This window comes from Streptomyces sp. NPDC046939 (genome assembly GCF_040644575.1).
GTDB lineage: Bacteria > Actinomycetota > Actinomycetes > Streptomycetales > Streptomycetaceae > Streptomyces.
In genome coordinates this window covers 201,657-215,491 of sequence record NZ_JBEYWV010000011.1, presented here as the reverse complement: position 1 = coordinate 215,491, position 13,835 = coordinate 201,657, and the positions used below count along the sequence as shown (strand labels likewise).

The 13,835-nt window shown below is 71.6% G+C and carries 12 protein-coding genes; 7 read left to right on the top strand and 5 right to left on the bottom strand.

Features of this window, described 5'->3' with window-relative positions; translation table 11 throughout:
• Positions 1 to 342 precede the first annotated feature (342 nt).
• The 3 genes from ABZ877_RS15030 to ABZ877_RS15020 form a co-directional block, all read right to left on the bottom strand.
• Positions 343 to 861: a lytic polysaccharide monooxygenase auxiliary activity family 9 protein gene (locus ABZ877_RS15030; RefSeq protein ID WP_361069985.1), complete on the bottom strand. Its 519-nt coding sequence runs from the start codon at positions 859 to 861 to the stop codon at positions 343 to 345.
• Between the two features lie 306 nt (positions 862 to 1,167).
• On the bottom strand, positions 1,168 to 1,566 hold the full coding sequence (locus ABZ877_RS15025) for a hypothetical protein (protein ID WP_361069983.1): 399 nt from the start codon (positions 1,564 to 1,566) through the stop codon (positions 1,168 to 1,170).
• A gap of 163 nt (positions 1,567 to 1,729) precedes the next feature.
• Complete coding sequence (locus ABZ877_RS15020; protein WP_361069980.1) at positions 1,730 to 2,089, bottom strand: hypothetical protein; 360 nt, start codon at positions 2,087 to 2,089, stop codon at positions 1,730 to 1,732.
• A 138-nt stretch (positions 2,090 to 2,227) separates the two neighbouring features.
• Between ABZ877_RS15020 and ABZ877_RS15015 the strand changes: the two genes are divergently transcribed.
• The gene (locus ABZ877_RS15015; RefSeq protein ID WP_361070020.1) at positions 2,228 to 2,602 is read left to right on the top strand and encodes a helix-turn-helix transcriptional regulator; all 375 of its coding nucleotides are present in this window, start codon (positions 2,228 to 2,230) and stop codon (positions 2,600 to 2,602) included.
• A gap of 47 nt (positions 2,603 to 2,649) precedes the next feature.
• Here the strand turns inward: ABZ877_RS15015 and ABZ877_RS15010 are convergent, their stop codons facing one another.
• Entirely contained in the window at positions 2,650 to 3,672 is a 1,023-nt protein-coding gene (locus ABZ877_RS15010) for a LacI family DNA-binding transcriptional regulator (protein ID WP_361069977.1), read from the bottom strand.
• A 149-nt stretch (positions 3,673 to 3,821) separates the two neighbouring features.
• Between ABZ877_RS15010 and ABZ877_RS15005 the strand changes: the two genes are divergently transcribed.
• The 5 genes from ABZ877_RS15005 to ABZ877_RS14985 all read left to right on the top strand — a co-directional run bounded on the left by ABZ877_RS15005 (position 3,822) and on the right by ABZ877_RS14985 (position 10,501).
• Positions 3,822 to 5,648: a sugar-binding domain-containing protein gene (locus tag ABZ877_RS15005; RefSeq protein ID WP_361069974.1), complete on the top strand. Its 1,827-nt coding sequence runs from the start codon at positions 3,822 to 3,824 to the stop codon at positions 5,646 to 5,648.
• 90 nt (positions 5,649 to 5,738) lie between these two features.
• Positions 5,739 to 7,082 carry an extracellular solute-binding protein gene (locus ABZ877_RS15000; RefSeq protein WP_361069971.1) on the top strand — a complete coding sequence of 448 codons (1,344 nt, stop codon included), beginning with the start codon at positions 5,739 to 5,741 and terminating at the stop codon, positions 7,080 to 7,082.
• Positions 7,083 to 7,108: 26 nt separating this feature from the next.
• A complete protein-coding gene (locus ABZ877_RS14995; RefSeq protein ID WP_361069968.1) occupies positions 7,109 to 8,017 on the top strand; it encodes a sugar ABC transporter permease in 909 nt (302 codons plus the stop codon).
• 1 nt (position 8,018) lies between these two features.
• On the top strand, positions 8,019 to 8,960 hold the full coding sequence (locus tag ABZ877_RS14990; RefSeq protein WP_361069965.1) for a carbohydrate ABC transporter permease: 942 nt from the start codon (positions 8,019 to 8,021) through the stop codon (positions 8,958 to 8,960).
• A gap of 98 nt (positions 8,961 to 9,058) precedes the next feature.
• Positions 9,059 to 10,501, top strand: a complete 1,443-nt coding sequence (locus ABZ877_RS14985; RefSeq protein ID WP_361069962.1) for a glycoside hydrolase family 43 protein — start codon at positions 9,059 to 9,061, stop codon at positions 10,499 to 10,501.
• Positions 10,502 to 10,716: 215 nt separating this feature from the next.
• Here ABZ877_RS14985 and ABZ877_RS14980 read toward each other — a convergent pair whose 3' ends face one another.
• Positions 10,717 to 12,924 carry an MMPL family transporter gene (locus ABZ877_RS14980; protein WP_361069960.1) on the bottom strand — a complete coding sequence of 736 codons (2,208 nt, stop codon included), beginning with the start codon at positions 12,922 to 12,924 and terminating at the stop codon, positions 10,717 to 10,719.
• Between the two features lie 362 nt (positions 12,925 to 13,286).
• On the opposite strand from ABZ877_RS14980, the gene ABZ877_RS14975 reads away from it, so the two are divergent.
• The gene (locus ABZ877_RS14975) at positions 13,287 to 13,760 is read left to right on the top strand and encodes a MarR family winged helix-turn-helix transcriptional regulator (protein ID WP_361069957.1); all 474 of its coding nucleotides are present in this window, start codon (positions 13,287 to 13,289) and stop codon (positions 13,758 to 13,760) included.
• Positions 13,761 to 13,835 lie beyond the last annotated feature (75 nt).

Sequence of the window (13,835 nt, the reverse complement as noted above, 5' to 3'; positions counted from 1 at the left end):
GGGGGCCCTGGGGGCGCTGGCCGTGGGGGGGGGCGCCGGCGGGGGGGTACCGCGGGGGGTGTTGGGGGGGGCGCTGGGGGGGCCCCAAACAGGGGGGGGGTGGGGGGGGTGGCGGGGCGCCGCGGGCCGGGCGCGCGGGGCGCGCCGTGGGGGGTGTGGCTCGCGGCGCCACCGGTCTGAGGTGAGTTTCGAAAGTCCCGCCGTCCGCCCGAAGGGCGGGGCCCCGCGGCGTCCGGTGCGTGCGATCGCAAGGCGCCGGAGCGCCCTGACAGCGGAGCTGTTCGGGCGTTTCGGCACCGCCGCTGCGGGAGGGACTTTCGACACACGCCCCAGGGCGCGGGATCAGCCGCCGACGTTCACGTCGATGCAGGCGTAGAACGCGTTCGAGGTGTCCGCGACGTTCCAGACGGCGAGCACCTTCTGCTTGCCGCTCAGCGAGCCGAAGTCGACCTGGTGGGTGACGGTCGCGCCGGGCTTGGCACCGTGGTCGTCGAACTCGGCGATCTTCTGGCCGCCGACGAAGTACTGCCAGGTGCTGGTCGCGTGCTGCGCGGTCAGCTTCCACTGGAAAGCGGCGTTCTTCGCGACGGGGGTGGCGACCCAGCCCTTGGAGTCGTCGTCCAGCTCGGCGAAGCGGCTGTTGCCGCCGCTGCAGCTCGTCAGCCCCTTCGGGCCCTCGACGCTCTGCGGCTCGTAGGTGATGTCGCCGCAGGACACCGTCCCGGCCGCGCACTGTGCCTGGCGGCTGGGCGGGGTGTTGATGTAACCGTGGGCGCTCGCCGGGGAGGCCGGGAGGCTGAGGGCGAGGGCGGGGGCCAGAGCCGCGCCGATGAGCGCAGCGGTCTTCCTTCTGGCGTTCATGTGCACTTCCTTCACTCAGGTCTTCCTGACGGCGCGCGAGATGTGGGGGCGCGCGGTCAGGTCGGCCTCTCGTGGGTGGGGCCAAGAGGCGCGAAGGGACAGGGGAATGCCCGAGCGCATGGGGGCGCTGGGCGGATTCCCGTAAGCGGAACGGCCGTTGTCGCTTGGCCTAGACCATACAAGCGGTCGTGCCCCTGTCAACAGACCTTCGACGGCGAGCGGGGAAGCCCGGACATGGCGAAGACCTCCGCGTGGTGGTTGTCCACCGCCACACCACGGGGAGGTCTCCGGGTCATGAGCGGAGCGTCAGACGCGGCTCCCGCCCACGTCGATGCTCAGGGCGCGGACGAAGGCGTCCTCGGTCTCCGTGCTGAAGAAACCCTTGATGCCGCGCAGGAGCTGGAGCGCCGTACGGACCTTCGCGGGCAGCGGTGTCGGCATGCCCGCGGCCGCCACCGCGTGCTGGTCGGGGGCGGTCCGGGCCGCCTCCAAGTGTGCGTGCGCCAGATTGAGTTCACCGGTCACGGCGTGCCGTACCGCACACGTCACGTCGTAGGAAGCGCTGCGCGAGAGGGCGAGGAGCGACTGGATCCCCGACGTCTCCGCGTCGTCGTGGACCGCCGCGCTCAGATGCCCGCCCGCCCGGTCCAGGATCTTCGCTATGGCGGACAGCCGCCCCGCCTCCAGAACTGCCTGAGGTGCCATGCCGATTCCTTTCATCACCCCGTCCGCCGGACTCGTGTCTCCACGGTTATCACCAGGGTCCGACCGGAGCGAACCTCTTCGCGGGGGCGCACAGCACGCGCAGAGAGAGGGGCGCGGAGCGCCGGGGCGGCGGTTGAGGCACGGGGCGGCGCACACCGTCGCGTCAGCGATGCGGCGGCGCGGCGGGCGGGGGTGGCGCGGCCGGCTGCGGCGGCACCACCGGCATGTCGGGCCGGGTGTCGTGCACGACCCGGGCCAGCCGGAACTCGTACTCGAAGGTCTGGGTCAGCCCCTCGGCGATCACCAGGTAGCCGTCGCCGTGCTCGTACACCGTGCGGCGTTGCAGGCTGGTCGGGTGCCGCGGCTCGAAGGCGAGCACATGGCGGCGCAGGGCGTCGTGCGCCTCCGCGCGCGTGCCGCTCACGTGGCCGGCCGGGCGGGTCACCATGCGCACCCCGCCGAGCCCGCCGCCCAGGCACGTCATCATCAGGCCCCAGGTGGCCCAGGTCGCGTCGTCCGTCACCGCTCCCCCGTACGTCGATCGGTCACCGCACTGTGCCACACCGACCCGCGCGCCCGTGCGCGCCCCCTGTGCGAGACTCGTCGGGTGAAACGGCTTGAGCTCGACGACCTCGTGCGGCTGCGGCGGGCCCGGGACCGGATGGACCGCGACTACGCCGAGCCGCTCGACGTGACGGCGCTCGCGCAGGTCGCGCTGATGTCCCCGGGCCACTTCTCCCGCAGCTTCCGCGCCGCGTACGGGGAGACGCCGTACAGCTACCTCATGACGCGCCGCATCGAACGCGCGAAGGCGCTGCTGCGCCGCGGCGACCTGACAGTGACCGAGGTGTGCTTCGCCGTCGGCTGTACGTCCCTGGGCTCCTTCAGCTCACGCTTCACAGAACTGGTCGGAGAGACCCCGAGCGCGTACCGGGCACGGGTCCACGACGACGCGGTCGCGGTCCCGGCCTGCATCACAAAGATCCACACCCGCCCGGTGAGAACTGGAGAGCCGGGGGCGGGACCGCGGGCCTGAGTCCGCCGGGCAGGCGGCGCGCGCGAGGTGCCCGGGGCTGAAGCCGGTCAGCCCCCGCTGCTCTCGCGGATCTTCAGTTCGTGGCCGACCACGTGGTCCTGGGGCGTGTCGGTCGTCGGGGATTCGATGCGGGTCAGGAGGAGGGTGACGGCGGCGCGGGCGATCTCGCGTTTGTCCGGGGCGACCGTGGTGAGGCTGGGGACGCTGAAGCGGGACGCCTCGATGTCGTCGAAGCCGACCACGTCGAGGTCCTTGGGGACGGCACGGCCCCGCTCGTGCAGGGCGCGCAGGGCGCCAAGGGCGAGGTGGTCGTTGAGGCAGAGCAGGGCGTCCGGCGCGGGATCCGCGTCGATGAGCGCGGCGGCGGCCCGCGCCCCGTCCTGCCAGTGGTAGGCGTCCACGGGGACCACCAGAGCGGTGTCGAAGGCGATCCCCGCTTCCTTGAGCGCCTCGCGGTAGCCGTCGGTGCGCAGCCGGTCGGTGCCCTGGGGGCCCCGCACCCGGCCGCCGATCACGGCGATGCGGCGCCGCCCACGGGCCAGGAGGTGTGCGGTGGCCTCGCGCGCCGCCCGTACGTTGTCCATGGCGACGTGGTCGGTGGTGCCCTCGGCGGGGCGCTCGCCGAGCAGGACGACCGGGAGCGTGCGGTCGCGGGTGGCGAGGTCGCGGGGGTGGAGGGCGAGCGGGCTGAGGATGACGCCGTCGGTGAAGCGGGCGTCGAAGCCGTGCAGCGCGGCGAGTTCGCGCTCGCGGACCCCGCCGGTCTGGTGCAGGAGGACGGTCTGGCCCCGCTGGTCGGCCTCGGTCATCACATGCTTGGCCAGCTCGGAGAAGTAGGCGACGTCCAGTTCGGGCACGGCCAGGGTGATCATGCCGGTGCGGCCCTGGCGGAGCTGGCGGCCCGCGATGTTGACCCGGTAGCCGAGGGCGTCGATCGCCTCCCGGACGACTTGGCGGGTGCGGTCGGAGACATGCTCGTAGTCGTTGATCACGTTGGAGACGGTCTTGGGCGAGACGCCCGCGTACTCCGCCACGTCCTTGATCCTGGGTCTGGCCGCCACGCTGTTCATTCCTTCCGTCTGCCGTCCGCGATCGTACCGAGGATCACGAATCGGTTTCGGGCCGGATCCCGCACCGCCCCGGATATTTACAACGATGTAACCGCCATGGTGCCATGAGCCCCGCACGACAGCAGCAGCCCCCGGAGGCAAGGAGCACCATGCCCGTCCCGCACCACCAGGACCTGCCGCGGCCCGAGTACCCGAGGCCGCAGTTCGCCCGTGAGGCCTGGCTCAATCTGAACGGTGAGTGGCAGTTCGAGATCGACCGCGCCGACACCGGCCTCGAACGCGGACTGCGCGAGCGCGAGCTGTCCGGGCGGATCACCGTGCCGTTCTGCCCGGAGTCGGAGCTGTCGGGGATCGGCGACACCGACTTCCTGGAGGCGGTCTGGTACCGGCGGACCGTGACCGTCCCCGCCGAGTGGACGGATGCCCGGGTGCTTCTGCACTTCGGAGCCGTCGACCATGACACCACCGTGTGGGCGGACGGCGTGGAGGTGGCGCGGCACCGGGGCGGCTTCACCCCCTTCACCGCCGACCTGAGCGAGGTCGCCGCGCCGGGCCGCGAGGTGACGCTCGTCGTACGGGCCCGCGACACCCGGCACGGCCCGCAGGCCCGCGGCAAGCAGGCCACCTGGTACGCCAACACGCACTGCCACTACACCCGTACGACCGGCATCTGGCAGACGGTGTGGCTGGAGCCGGTGCCGCGCACCGTCGCCCTGAAGCGCCCGCGCATCACGCCGGATCTCTCCTCGGGCTCGTTCTTCCTGGAGCTGCCGCTGACGGGGAACGCGCCGGGCCACCGGGTCCGCGCCACCCTCGCGGACGAGCGGGGCACGGTCGCCACGGCCGAGGCCCGCGCCGATCTCGACCTCACCCCGCGCCTGGCCCTCGCCGTCCCCGCCGACCGGCAGCGCGTGTGGTCGCCGGCCGACCCGCACCTGTACGACCTCGCCTTCGAGGTCCTGGACGCGCAGGGCGGCGTGGTGGACCGGGTCACGTCCTACGCAGGACTGCGCTCCGTCTCCCTCGACGGCAAGCGGCTCCTCCTCAACGGCGAGCCCGTCTTCCAGCGGCTCGTGCTCGACCAGGGCTACTACCCGGACGGCCTGATGACCGCGCCGAGCGACGAGGCCCTCGTCCGCGACATCGAACTGGGCCTCGCCGCCGGGTTCAACGGGGCGCGCCTGCACCAGAAGGTCTTCGAGGAGCGGTACCTGTACCACGCGGACCGGCTCGGCTACCTGGTGTGGGGCGAGTTCGGCGACTGGGGGTGCGAGGTCGGCGTCCGCGACGACAACCAGCGGCCCGACGCCTCCTACGTCACCCAGTGGCTGGAGGCCGTCGAGCGCGACTACTCGCACCCGTCGGTCATCGGCTGGTGCCCGCTCAACGAGACGTACCAGCACCTGCACGACCGCATCACCCAGCTCGACGACGTGACGCACGCGATGTTCCTGGCCACCAAGCAGGCCGACGGAACCCGCCCGGTCATCGACGCCTCCGGCTACGCCCACCGCGTCCCGCACACCGACGTCTACGACTCGCACTGCTACGAGCAGGACCCGGCCGAGTTCGCGAAGATCATGGCCGGGCTCGCCGAGGACAAGCCGTACGTCAACGCCGCTCCCGACGGACGCCCCTGGTCGGTGCCGTACGCCGGGCAGCCGTACTTCTGCAGCGAGTTCGGCGGCATCTGGTGGGACGCGCAGGCCGCCGCGGAGGCGTCGGGCGAGGAGCGCGACGAGTCGTGGGGCTACGGCGAACGGCCGCGCAGCGCCGAGGAGTTCGTGGAGCGGTTCATCGGCCTGACGGGCGTGCTGCTCGCCGACCCCGACATGTTCGGCTACTGCTACACGCAGCTCACGGACGTCTTCCAGGAGCGCAACGGCGTCTACGGCTTCGACCGCACCGAGAAGGTCGACACCAAGCTGCTGCGCGACGCCCAGCTCCGGCCGGCGGCCTTCGAAGGCCCGCGCTAGTTCTTCGTACCCCTTGTTTACATCGATGTACGTTCCGAGGTGACGGCGGCGGCCGAGGACGCCGCCGCCGTCGCCCGGGGAAGGAGCCAGATGACCGGCACACCCGCACCCGTCGGTCGCCCCGCGCTCACCAGACGACGCGCGCTGACGGCCGCGCTCGCCGCCGGGGCCACGGTCCTCGGCGCCGGGGCGCTCAGTGGCTGCGGCAGCGCGCTGGCGGCCGACGAGTCGACCGTCCGCCTGTGGGACCTGTTCAGCGGGGCAGACGGCGGCCTGCTCAACGACATGGTGAAGAAGGCGCGGCCCGGCATGCCGGGGACGCGCATCGAGCGCACCGTCCTGGAGTGGGGCACCCCGTACTACACGAAGCTCGCCATGGCCTCGGCGGGCGGCCGCGGCCCCGACGTCGCGGTCTCCCACATGTCCCGGCTCGCGGGGTACGCGCCGACCGGGCTCGTCGACCCGTGGGACCTGGACCTCCTCGCCGAGTACGGCGTGCGGCGCGAGGACTTCACCGACGCGGTGTGGTCCCGTACGCGGTACCGGGGGAAGACGTACGCGATCCCGCTCGACACCCACCCGTTCATCGTGTTCTTCCACCCGGAGCCGGTGCGGAAGGCGGGGCTGCTGGCCAAGGACGGCACGCTGGACGCGGAGGCGTTCTCGTCGCCGGACAAGTTCCTCGCCGCGAGCAGGGAGCTGGCGAAGGCTTCGGGCAAGCAGGGCGTCGCCTTCGGGTACGTCAACGACACCGCGCAGGGCTGGCGGCTGTTCTACGGCCTGTACAAGCAGACCGGCGGCGTCTTCGAGGTGCCGCAGGGCGGCCCCGCGAAGGTGGACGTGGACCGGATGGCCGAGGTCATCGCGTTCATGGCCAAACTGGTCGACGGCCGCGTCAACCCCAGGCGACTCGACTACTTCGCGGGCATGGCGGCCTTCAACAACCGGCAGACCGCGATGATCCTCTCCGGCGAGTGGGAGCTGGGCACGTTCCGGGGCGCGGACGAGAACGTGGGCGCGGCCCCGTTCCCGACGGTCTTCGGCACCCCGGCCGTCTACGCCGACTCGCACTCGTTCGTGCTCCCGCACCACCCGGACCCGGACGCCGCGCACCGCCGTCGTACGCACCGCGCGGTGGCCGCGCTCCTGAAGGCCGGACAGATCTGGGCGACCGCGGGCCACATCCCGGCCTACACGCCGGTCACCAGGACGAAGGCGTACGCGGAACTGCTGCCGCAGGCGCACTACAAGACGGCGGCGGACCACGTCGTCCTCGACCCGGCGGCCTGGTTCGCCGGAGCCGGGTCCGACTTCCAGAACGCCATGTCGCAGGTGCTCCAGCAGGCCCTGCTCGACGGACTCTCCCCCGACCGTGCGGCGCGCGCGATGGTGCGGCGCCTGAACACCTTCCTCGCCAAGCCCAGCCCGGCCTGACCGGCCGCCCCCTAGGAGGCACGACGATGTCCTCTTCTCCCCACGCCTCGCCCCGGCCAGGGGTGTCCGCGGTGCGCCGGCTGCTCCCGCCCGGCCTGCTCTTCGCGCTGCCCTTCCTCGTCCTGTTCGCGGTGTTCATGGTCTGGCCGCTCGGCCAGGGGCTCTGGATGAGCCTCACCGACCGGGCCCTGTCCGCGCACACCCCGTCGTTCATCGGCGTCGACAACTTCACCGAGGCGTTCAGGGACGCCGAGATGTGGAAGGCGCTCTGGCACACGGTCCTGTTCACGCTGATCTCGACGGTCCCGCTGGTCGTGGTGGCGCTCGCGATGGCGCTGCTCGTCCACACCGGGGTGCCGGGCCAGTGGGTGTGGCGGCTCGCGTTCTTCGCCCCGTACCTGCTGCCCGTCGGCGTCGTCGGCCTGCTGTGGCTCTGGCTGTACCAGCCCGACCTCGGCCTCTACAACCATCTCCTCGACAAGCTCGGCCTCGGCCAAGTGGCCTGGCTGAGCGACGAGTCGGTGGCCATCTGGGCCATCGCGCTGACCACCCTGTGGTGGACGGTCGGCTTCAACTTCCTGCTGTACCTGGCCGCGCTCCAGTCGATCCCCGACCACCTGTACGAGGCCGCGGCGATCGACGGCGCGGGCGCGTGGCGCCGCCTCTTCTCGATCACGCTGCCGCAGCTCAGCCGGATCACCGTCGTGATCACCGTGCTCCAGCTCCTGGCGTCCCTGAAGGTCTTCGACCAGGTCTACCTGCTCACCAAGGGCGGCCCGAACAACTCGACGCGGCCCATCGTGGAGTACGTCTACGACGTCGGCTTCACCGGCTACCGGCTGGGTTACGCCTCGGCGATCAGCTACATCTTCTTCGCCCTCGTCGTCCTCGCCTCCGCCGCCCAGTTCTTCGCACGCCGCCGCCGGGAGAAGTGACATGACCGCAACCGACGCACCGGCCCGTACGGCCACCGAGCCGCGCGGGCGCAGGCCCCTCACGCCGCCGAGACCCCCTCGGCGCGCCGAGCACTCGCGCACGAACCTGACGCTCGGCGAGAGCCGCGTCGCCCGCGTGCTCGCGCTCGCCGTGCTCACGATCGGCGCGCTGATCTGGCTGCTCCCGATGGCGTGGGCGCTGCTCACGGCGTTCAAGTCCGAGCAGGACGCGAGCGATCCGCTGCACTGGTTCTGGCCGAGGCACGGGTTCACGTTCGACGGGTTCAGCGCCGTGTGGGACCGCGGTGACCTGCCGCTGTGGATGCTGAACAGCCTCATCATCTCGGCCGCCGTCACCGTGATCACGGTGCTCGTCTCCGCGATGGCCGGCTACGCGTTCTCGCGGACGGTGTTCGCCGGTCGCCGCCGGCTGTTCGTGCTCACCGTCGCGGCCGTCCTGGTGCCGCCGCAGATCCTCATCGTGCCGTGGTTCCAGCAGATGCTGACGCTGCACCTGCTCGACACGTACGCGGCGGTGATCCTGCCGCAGACGGTGGCGCCGGTGATGGTGTTCATCCTGAAGAAGCACTTCGACTCGCTGCCGAAGGAGCTGGAGGAGGCCGCCCGCATCGACGGTGCCGGACACTGGCGGATCTTCTGGTCGGTGCTGCTTCCGCTGTCCCGGCCGATGCTCGCCGCCGTCGCGATCTTCGTGTTCATCGGCGCGTGGAACAACTTCCTGTGGCCGTTCGTGTCGACTTCCGACCCCTCCCTGATGACGCTGCCCGTCGGCATCACCACGGTGAAGGACGCGTACGGCGTCCAGTACGCGCAGTCGATGGCGTCGGCCGTGCTCGCCGCGCTGCCGCTCGTCCTGGTCTTCCTCTTCTTCCAGCGGCACATCGTCAAGTCGGTGGCGACCACCGGCCTCGGCGGCCAGTGACCCTCAACTCCGGGGCAGCTGCGCCCCATTGACAGCCCCACGTCCCTTCCCTACCGTCCTGAAAGCCGTGAGACTTACATCGATGTAAGGAGCCGCTCATGCGCACCCGGCCCCGTACCGCCCTGGTCGCCGCACTTCTGGCGCTGCTCGTCGGACTGGTCTGCGCTCCGCAGGCCGGCGCGGCGGGGCAGGCGCCCGCGGCAGCGGCCTCGGGCACCTTCCGCAATCCGCTGAACACCGGACCCGACCCGTTCCTGGCCTACGCGAACGGGGCCTACCACCTCACCACCACCCAGGGCGACAGCATCAGGATGTGGCGCTCGCCGTCCCTCGCCACACTCCTCGACGCCGACCCGATCACCGTGTGGACGGACACGAACGCCTCGCGGAACCAGCACATCTGGGCGCCCGAGTTCTACCGCTTCGGCAACCGCTGGTACCTCTACTACACCGCCGACGACGGCACCGACGACCACCACCGCCTGTACGTCCTGGAGTCGGAGCGCGACGACCCGGCGGGCCCGTACCACTTCAAGGCGAAGCTCGCCCCGCCCAACCACGCGAACGACTTCGCCATCGACCCAGGTATCCTCCAGCACAACGGCCGCCTCTACCTCGCGTACAGCGGCATCAACCCGTACCAGCACAACGGCCTGAACATCGCGCCGATGTCGAACCCGTACACCGTCTCCGGCGACGCGGTCGCGATCAACGCCGCCGGGGGCTGCCCCGAGGTCCGCGAGGGCCCCGAGTTCCTCAACCGCAACGGGCATACGTGGATGACGTACTCGACCTGCGACACCGGCAAGCCCGACTACCAGGTCTGGATGATGTCCCTGGCCAACGGCGCGGACCCGCTCGTGCCCGGCAACTGGGTCCAGCGCTCGGGCCCGGTGTTCTCGCGCGCCGACGACCGCGGCGTCTTCGGCCCCGGCCACCACGCCTTCTTCACGTCGCCCGACGGCACCCAGGACTGGCTGATCTACCACGCCAAGACGACGTCGGTGAACACCTACTCCAACCGCACGACCCGCGCCCAGAAGATCACCTGGAACGCGGACGGCAGCCCGAACCTCGGGGTGCCGCTCGCCATGGGCGCCACCCAGGACCTGCCCTCCGGCGACCCCGGCTCCGGCAACTACTGGATCAACGACGACGGGCGGGCGAGCGGCGCCGGTTCCGTCGCGTACACCGGCACCTGGAACTCCGGGACCGGCTGCGCCGCCCAGTGCTTCTGGGGCGACGACCACTGGAGCGACCGGGCGGGCAACACCGCCACGTTCACCTTCACCGGCACGCGGATCGCGCTGCTCTCCGTCCGCGACACCGGGAACGGGATCGCGGCGATCAGCGTCGACGGCGGCCCCGAGCAGCGGGTCGACTTCTACGGCGCGATCCGCACCGGCGAGACGCTGCAATACCTGAGCCCGCGCCTCGCCAAGGGCACGCACACGCTGAAGGTGCGGGTGACGGGTGAGCGGAACGGGTCGTCCGGGGCCGCGTTCGTGAGCGTGGACCGGGCCGAGGTCTATACGGACTGAGCGTCCCTCCGCACAAGTCCGCTCGCTCGGACACCCGAGCGAGCGGACAACCGTTTGAGGGGATGCGCCGCCACCCCGTCACCCCAAGCACGGCACGGCAGTTGAGGTCCGTGGATGCGCCCCGGCGAGCGTCGGGCGGGTGCGTCCCTGGGCGGCGGCCACGGCACTGTGCGGGTGTGTTCGACGTGGCCGCCGCCTTCAAGGAGCCGTGGTGCTCAGCCGCGTACGGGCTCCAGCTCCCGGTCCTCGTCCCCGGCCCGCGGGGCCCGGTCCAGGGACTTCTGCAGCTTCTCGCCCTCGACGTCGACGTTCGGCAGCGCCTTGTCCAGCCAGCGCGGCAGCCACCAGGCGGCCTTGCCGAGCAGCGCCATGACCGCGGGCACGATCGCCATGCGGACCACGAACGCGTCGAAGAGGACGGCGACGGCGAGGCCGAAGCCCATCATCTTGATCATGTCGTTGTTCTCCATGATGAAGCCGGAGAAGACGCTGATCATGATGATCGCGGCGGCGCCGACGACCCGGCCGCCGTGGCGGAAGCCGGTCACGACGGCCTCGCCGGGCCGCGCCCCGTGGACGTACGCCTCGCGCATCCGGGTCACGAGGAAGACCTCGTAGTCCATGGCGAGACCGAAGACCACACCGATCATGAAGATCGGCATCATCGACATGATCGGGCCCGGCTGGTCCACGCCGACCAGGTCCGCGAGCCAGCCCCACTGGAAGACCGCGACCACGGCGCCGAGCGCCGCCGCCACCGACAGGAGGAAGCCCAGCGCCGCCTTGAGCGGGACCAGGATCGAGCGGAACACCAGCATCAGGAGCAGGAAGGCGAGGCCGACGACGAGCAGCAGGTACGGCACGAGCGCGTCGTTGAGGGTCTGCGAGAAGTCGATCGTCATGGCCGTCTGGCCGGTGACCAGGACGTCCGAGCCGGTCTCCGCGCCCCAGCCCCCGGCCTCGGAGCGGATCTCCTTGACCAGCTCCTCGGTCTTGTGGTCGCTCGGCCCCGTCGAGGGGACGACGGACATGATGGCGGTGTCGCCCGCCTCGTTGACCTGGGCGGGGGCGACGGCGGCGACCCCGTCGACCTTGGCGAGCGAGGCGCCGACCGACTTGGCGGCGGCGGCCGCGCCCTTGCCGTCGACGGTCACCATCAGCGGGCCGTTGAACCCGGCGCCGAAGGACTCGGACAGCATGTCGTACGCCTTGCGCTGCGTGCTGTCCGGCGCGGAGGTGCCCTCGTCGGGCAGGCCCAGTTCGAGGCTCGTGGCCGGGACGGCGACGGTGCCGAGGCCGACGACGGCGATCAGGAGGACGGTCAGCGGGCGGCGCAGCACGAAGCGGGACCAGCGGGTGCCCAGATTGGGCTTGCCCGCCCCCGCGCTGTGCGCCCGGCCCGTGCGGTCCTTGCGGCGCAGGACCTTCTTGCCCGCGAAGCCGAGCAGCGCGGGGATCATGGTGAGCGCGATGACGACGGCGATGGCGACGGTCGCCGCGGCGGCCAGGCCCATCTTCGTCAGGATCGGGATGTTGACGACGGACAGGCCGGCGAGGGCGACGATCACGGTGAGGCCGGCGAAGACGACCGCGGAGCCTGCCGTGCCGACCGCGCGGCCCGCCGCGTCCTCGCGTTCGCGGCCGTCGGCTATCTCGGCGCGGTAGCGGCTCACGATGAACAGGGCGTAGTCGATGCCGACCGCGAGGCCGATCATCGTCGCGAGGGTGGACGTCGTGCTGGACAGCTCCAGGGCGCTGCCGAGCGCCGTGATGCCGGAGATGCCGATGCCGACGCCGATGATGGCGGTGAGCAGCGGCATGCCCGCGGCGACCAGCGAGCCGAAGGTGATGAGCAGGACGACCGCGGAGATCGCGATGCCGATGAGTTCGGCGCTGCCGCCCATCTCCTGCTCCGCCTCGACGGCGTCACCGCCGGCCTCGACGGTGAAGCCGTCGGCGCGGGCGTCGTCGATGGCCTTGGCCAGCGCCTCGTGCGACGTGTCGGGCAGCTCGGTCGCGGGGACCTTGTACGCCACGGAGGCGTAGGCGGTGGTGCCGTCCTTGCTGACGGCGTTCGCCTTGTACGGGTCGGCGACGGAGGAGACCTCCGGGCCCTTGCCGAGCGCGGCCACCAGTCGCCCGACGTCGGCCTTGGGCGCCGGGTCGGTGAGCTTCTCGCCCTGCGGGGCGCGGACGACGACGCGGGCGGTCGCGCCCTCGGCGCCGGCCGCGGGGAACTTCTCGTCGAGCAGGTCGAAGGCCTTCTGCGCCTCCGTGCCGGGCATCGAGAAGGAGTCGGCGGGCGGGGCGGGGGCGGCCGACGACGCGAAGCCGATTCCGCCGAGCAGCAGCACCCACAACAGCGCCACATAGCGGCGGCGCCGGAAGGACAGCCGCCCGAGTTTGTACAAGAACGTAGCCACGGCGAAGAGGGCTCCCGTCGGGGTCGTGAGGCAGGAGCGACCGCCCGGCGGTGCGTCGTCGCACGTCAGGGTGGTCGGCAGGATCGGCTTCCATCGTCTCCGCCGTCCCGGGCCGCCGGGTAAGCCTCTGAGCCGGAGTACGGGCCCACGTTCGCGGTAGTGGCGAACCGCGTGTGTCATCCCCGGGGAGGAGTGAGGTGTGATGCGTGTAGAACCCCGGGAGCAGATGGGGGTACACCCGACAACCCGGAAGCGCAGGCGGGACACGTGTCAGCACGCGGCAGTCGGACACCACGAGTCAGTCGGACGCCAGAAGCTATCTGCTTTGACATACCTATGACCTCATACCTACCTTGGTTCCCATGTCCTCCTCCCGTGCCGCCCGCAAGGACGTCGACCGCGTGGCCTCCGCCCTCGCGGCGTCCCTGCCGACGCTGCACCGGAGCCTGGACCGCCGCATCCTCCAGGACTTCCCGCACGACCGGCTGCCCGAGGCGCAGATCGCGCTGCTCCGTCTGGTGGCGGAGCGGGACGGCGTCACCGTGCGCGAGGCGGCGCACGAGCTGCTGATGCAGCCGAACAACGTCAGCGCGCTGGTCTCCCAGCTCACCCGCGCCGGACTCCTGGAGCGCCGCGGCGACGCCGCCGACCGGCGCGTGGCCCATCTGCACACCACCGCCGTGGCCCGCGAGCGGATCGCCGAGGTCGAGGGGATCGCCCGGCGCCACCTCGCCGCGGCGCTGCGCCGGCTGACCGGCGGCGAGCTGGACGCGCTCGGCTCGGCCCTCGGTGCGCTGAACTCACTCGACACGTCGCTGCGGCCGACCACGGGCTGACACCCGCCGGTCCGCCGCGCACGCGCCCTGCTCCCGCACACATGTGGGGCGGGGCGCTTTCCGTGCCCTCTCTTC

Bases quoted from the DNA above. Each gene is read 5' to 3' on its own strand.
- ABZ877_RS15030 (WP_361069985.1), bottom strand. From the start codon at position 861: ATGAACGCCAGAAGGAAGACCGCTGCGCTCATCGGCGCGGCTCTGGCC.
- ABZ877_RS15025 (WP_361069983.1), bottom strand. From the start codon at position 1,566: ATGGCACCTCAGGCAGTTCTGGAGGCGGGGCGGCTGTCCGCCATAGCG.
- ABZ877_RS15015 (WP_361070020.1), top strand. From the start codon at position 2,228: ATGGACCGCGACTACGCCGAGCCGCTCGACGTGACGGCGCTCGCGCAG.
- ABZ877_RS15010 (WP_361069977.1), bottom strand. From the start codon at position 3,672: ATGAACAGCGTGGCGGCCAGACCCAGGATCAAGGACGTGGCGGAGTAC.
- ABZ877_RS15005 (WP_361069974.1), top strand. From the start codon at position 3,822: ATGCCCGTCCCGCACCACCAGGACCTGCCGCGGCCCGAGTACCCGAGG.
- ABZ877_RS15000 (WP_361069971.1), top strand. From the start codon at position 5,739: ATGACCGGCACACCCGCACCCGTCGGTCGCCCCGCGCTCACCAGACGA.
- ABZ877_RS14995 (WP_361069968.1), top strand. From the start codon at position 7,109: ATGTCCTCTTCTCCCCACGCCTCGCCCCGGCCAGGGGTGTCCGCGGTG.
- ABZ877_RS14990 (WP_361069965.1), top strand. From the start codon at position 8,019: ATGACCGCAACCGACGCACCGGCCCGTACGGCCACCGAGCCGCGCGGG.
- ABZ877_RS14985 (WP_361069962.1), top strand. From the start codon at position 9,059: ATGCGCACCCGGCCCCGTACCGCCCTGGTCGCCGCACTTCTGGCGCTG.
- ABZ877_RS14975 (WP_361069957.1), top strand. From the start codon at position 13,287: ATGTCCTCCTCCCGTGCCGCCCGCAAGGACGTCGACCGCGTGGCCTCC.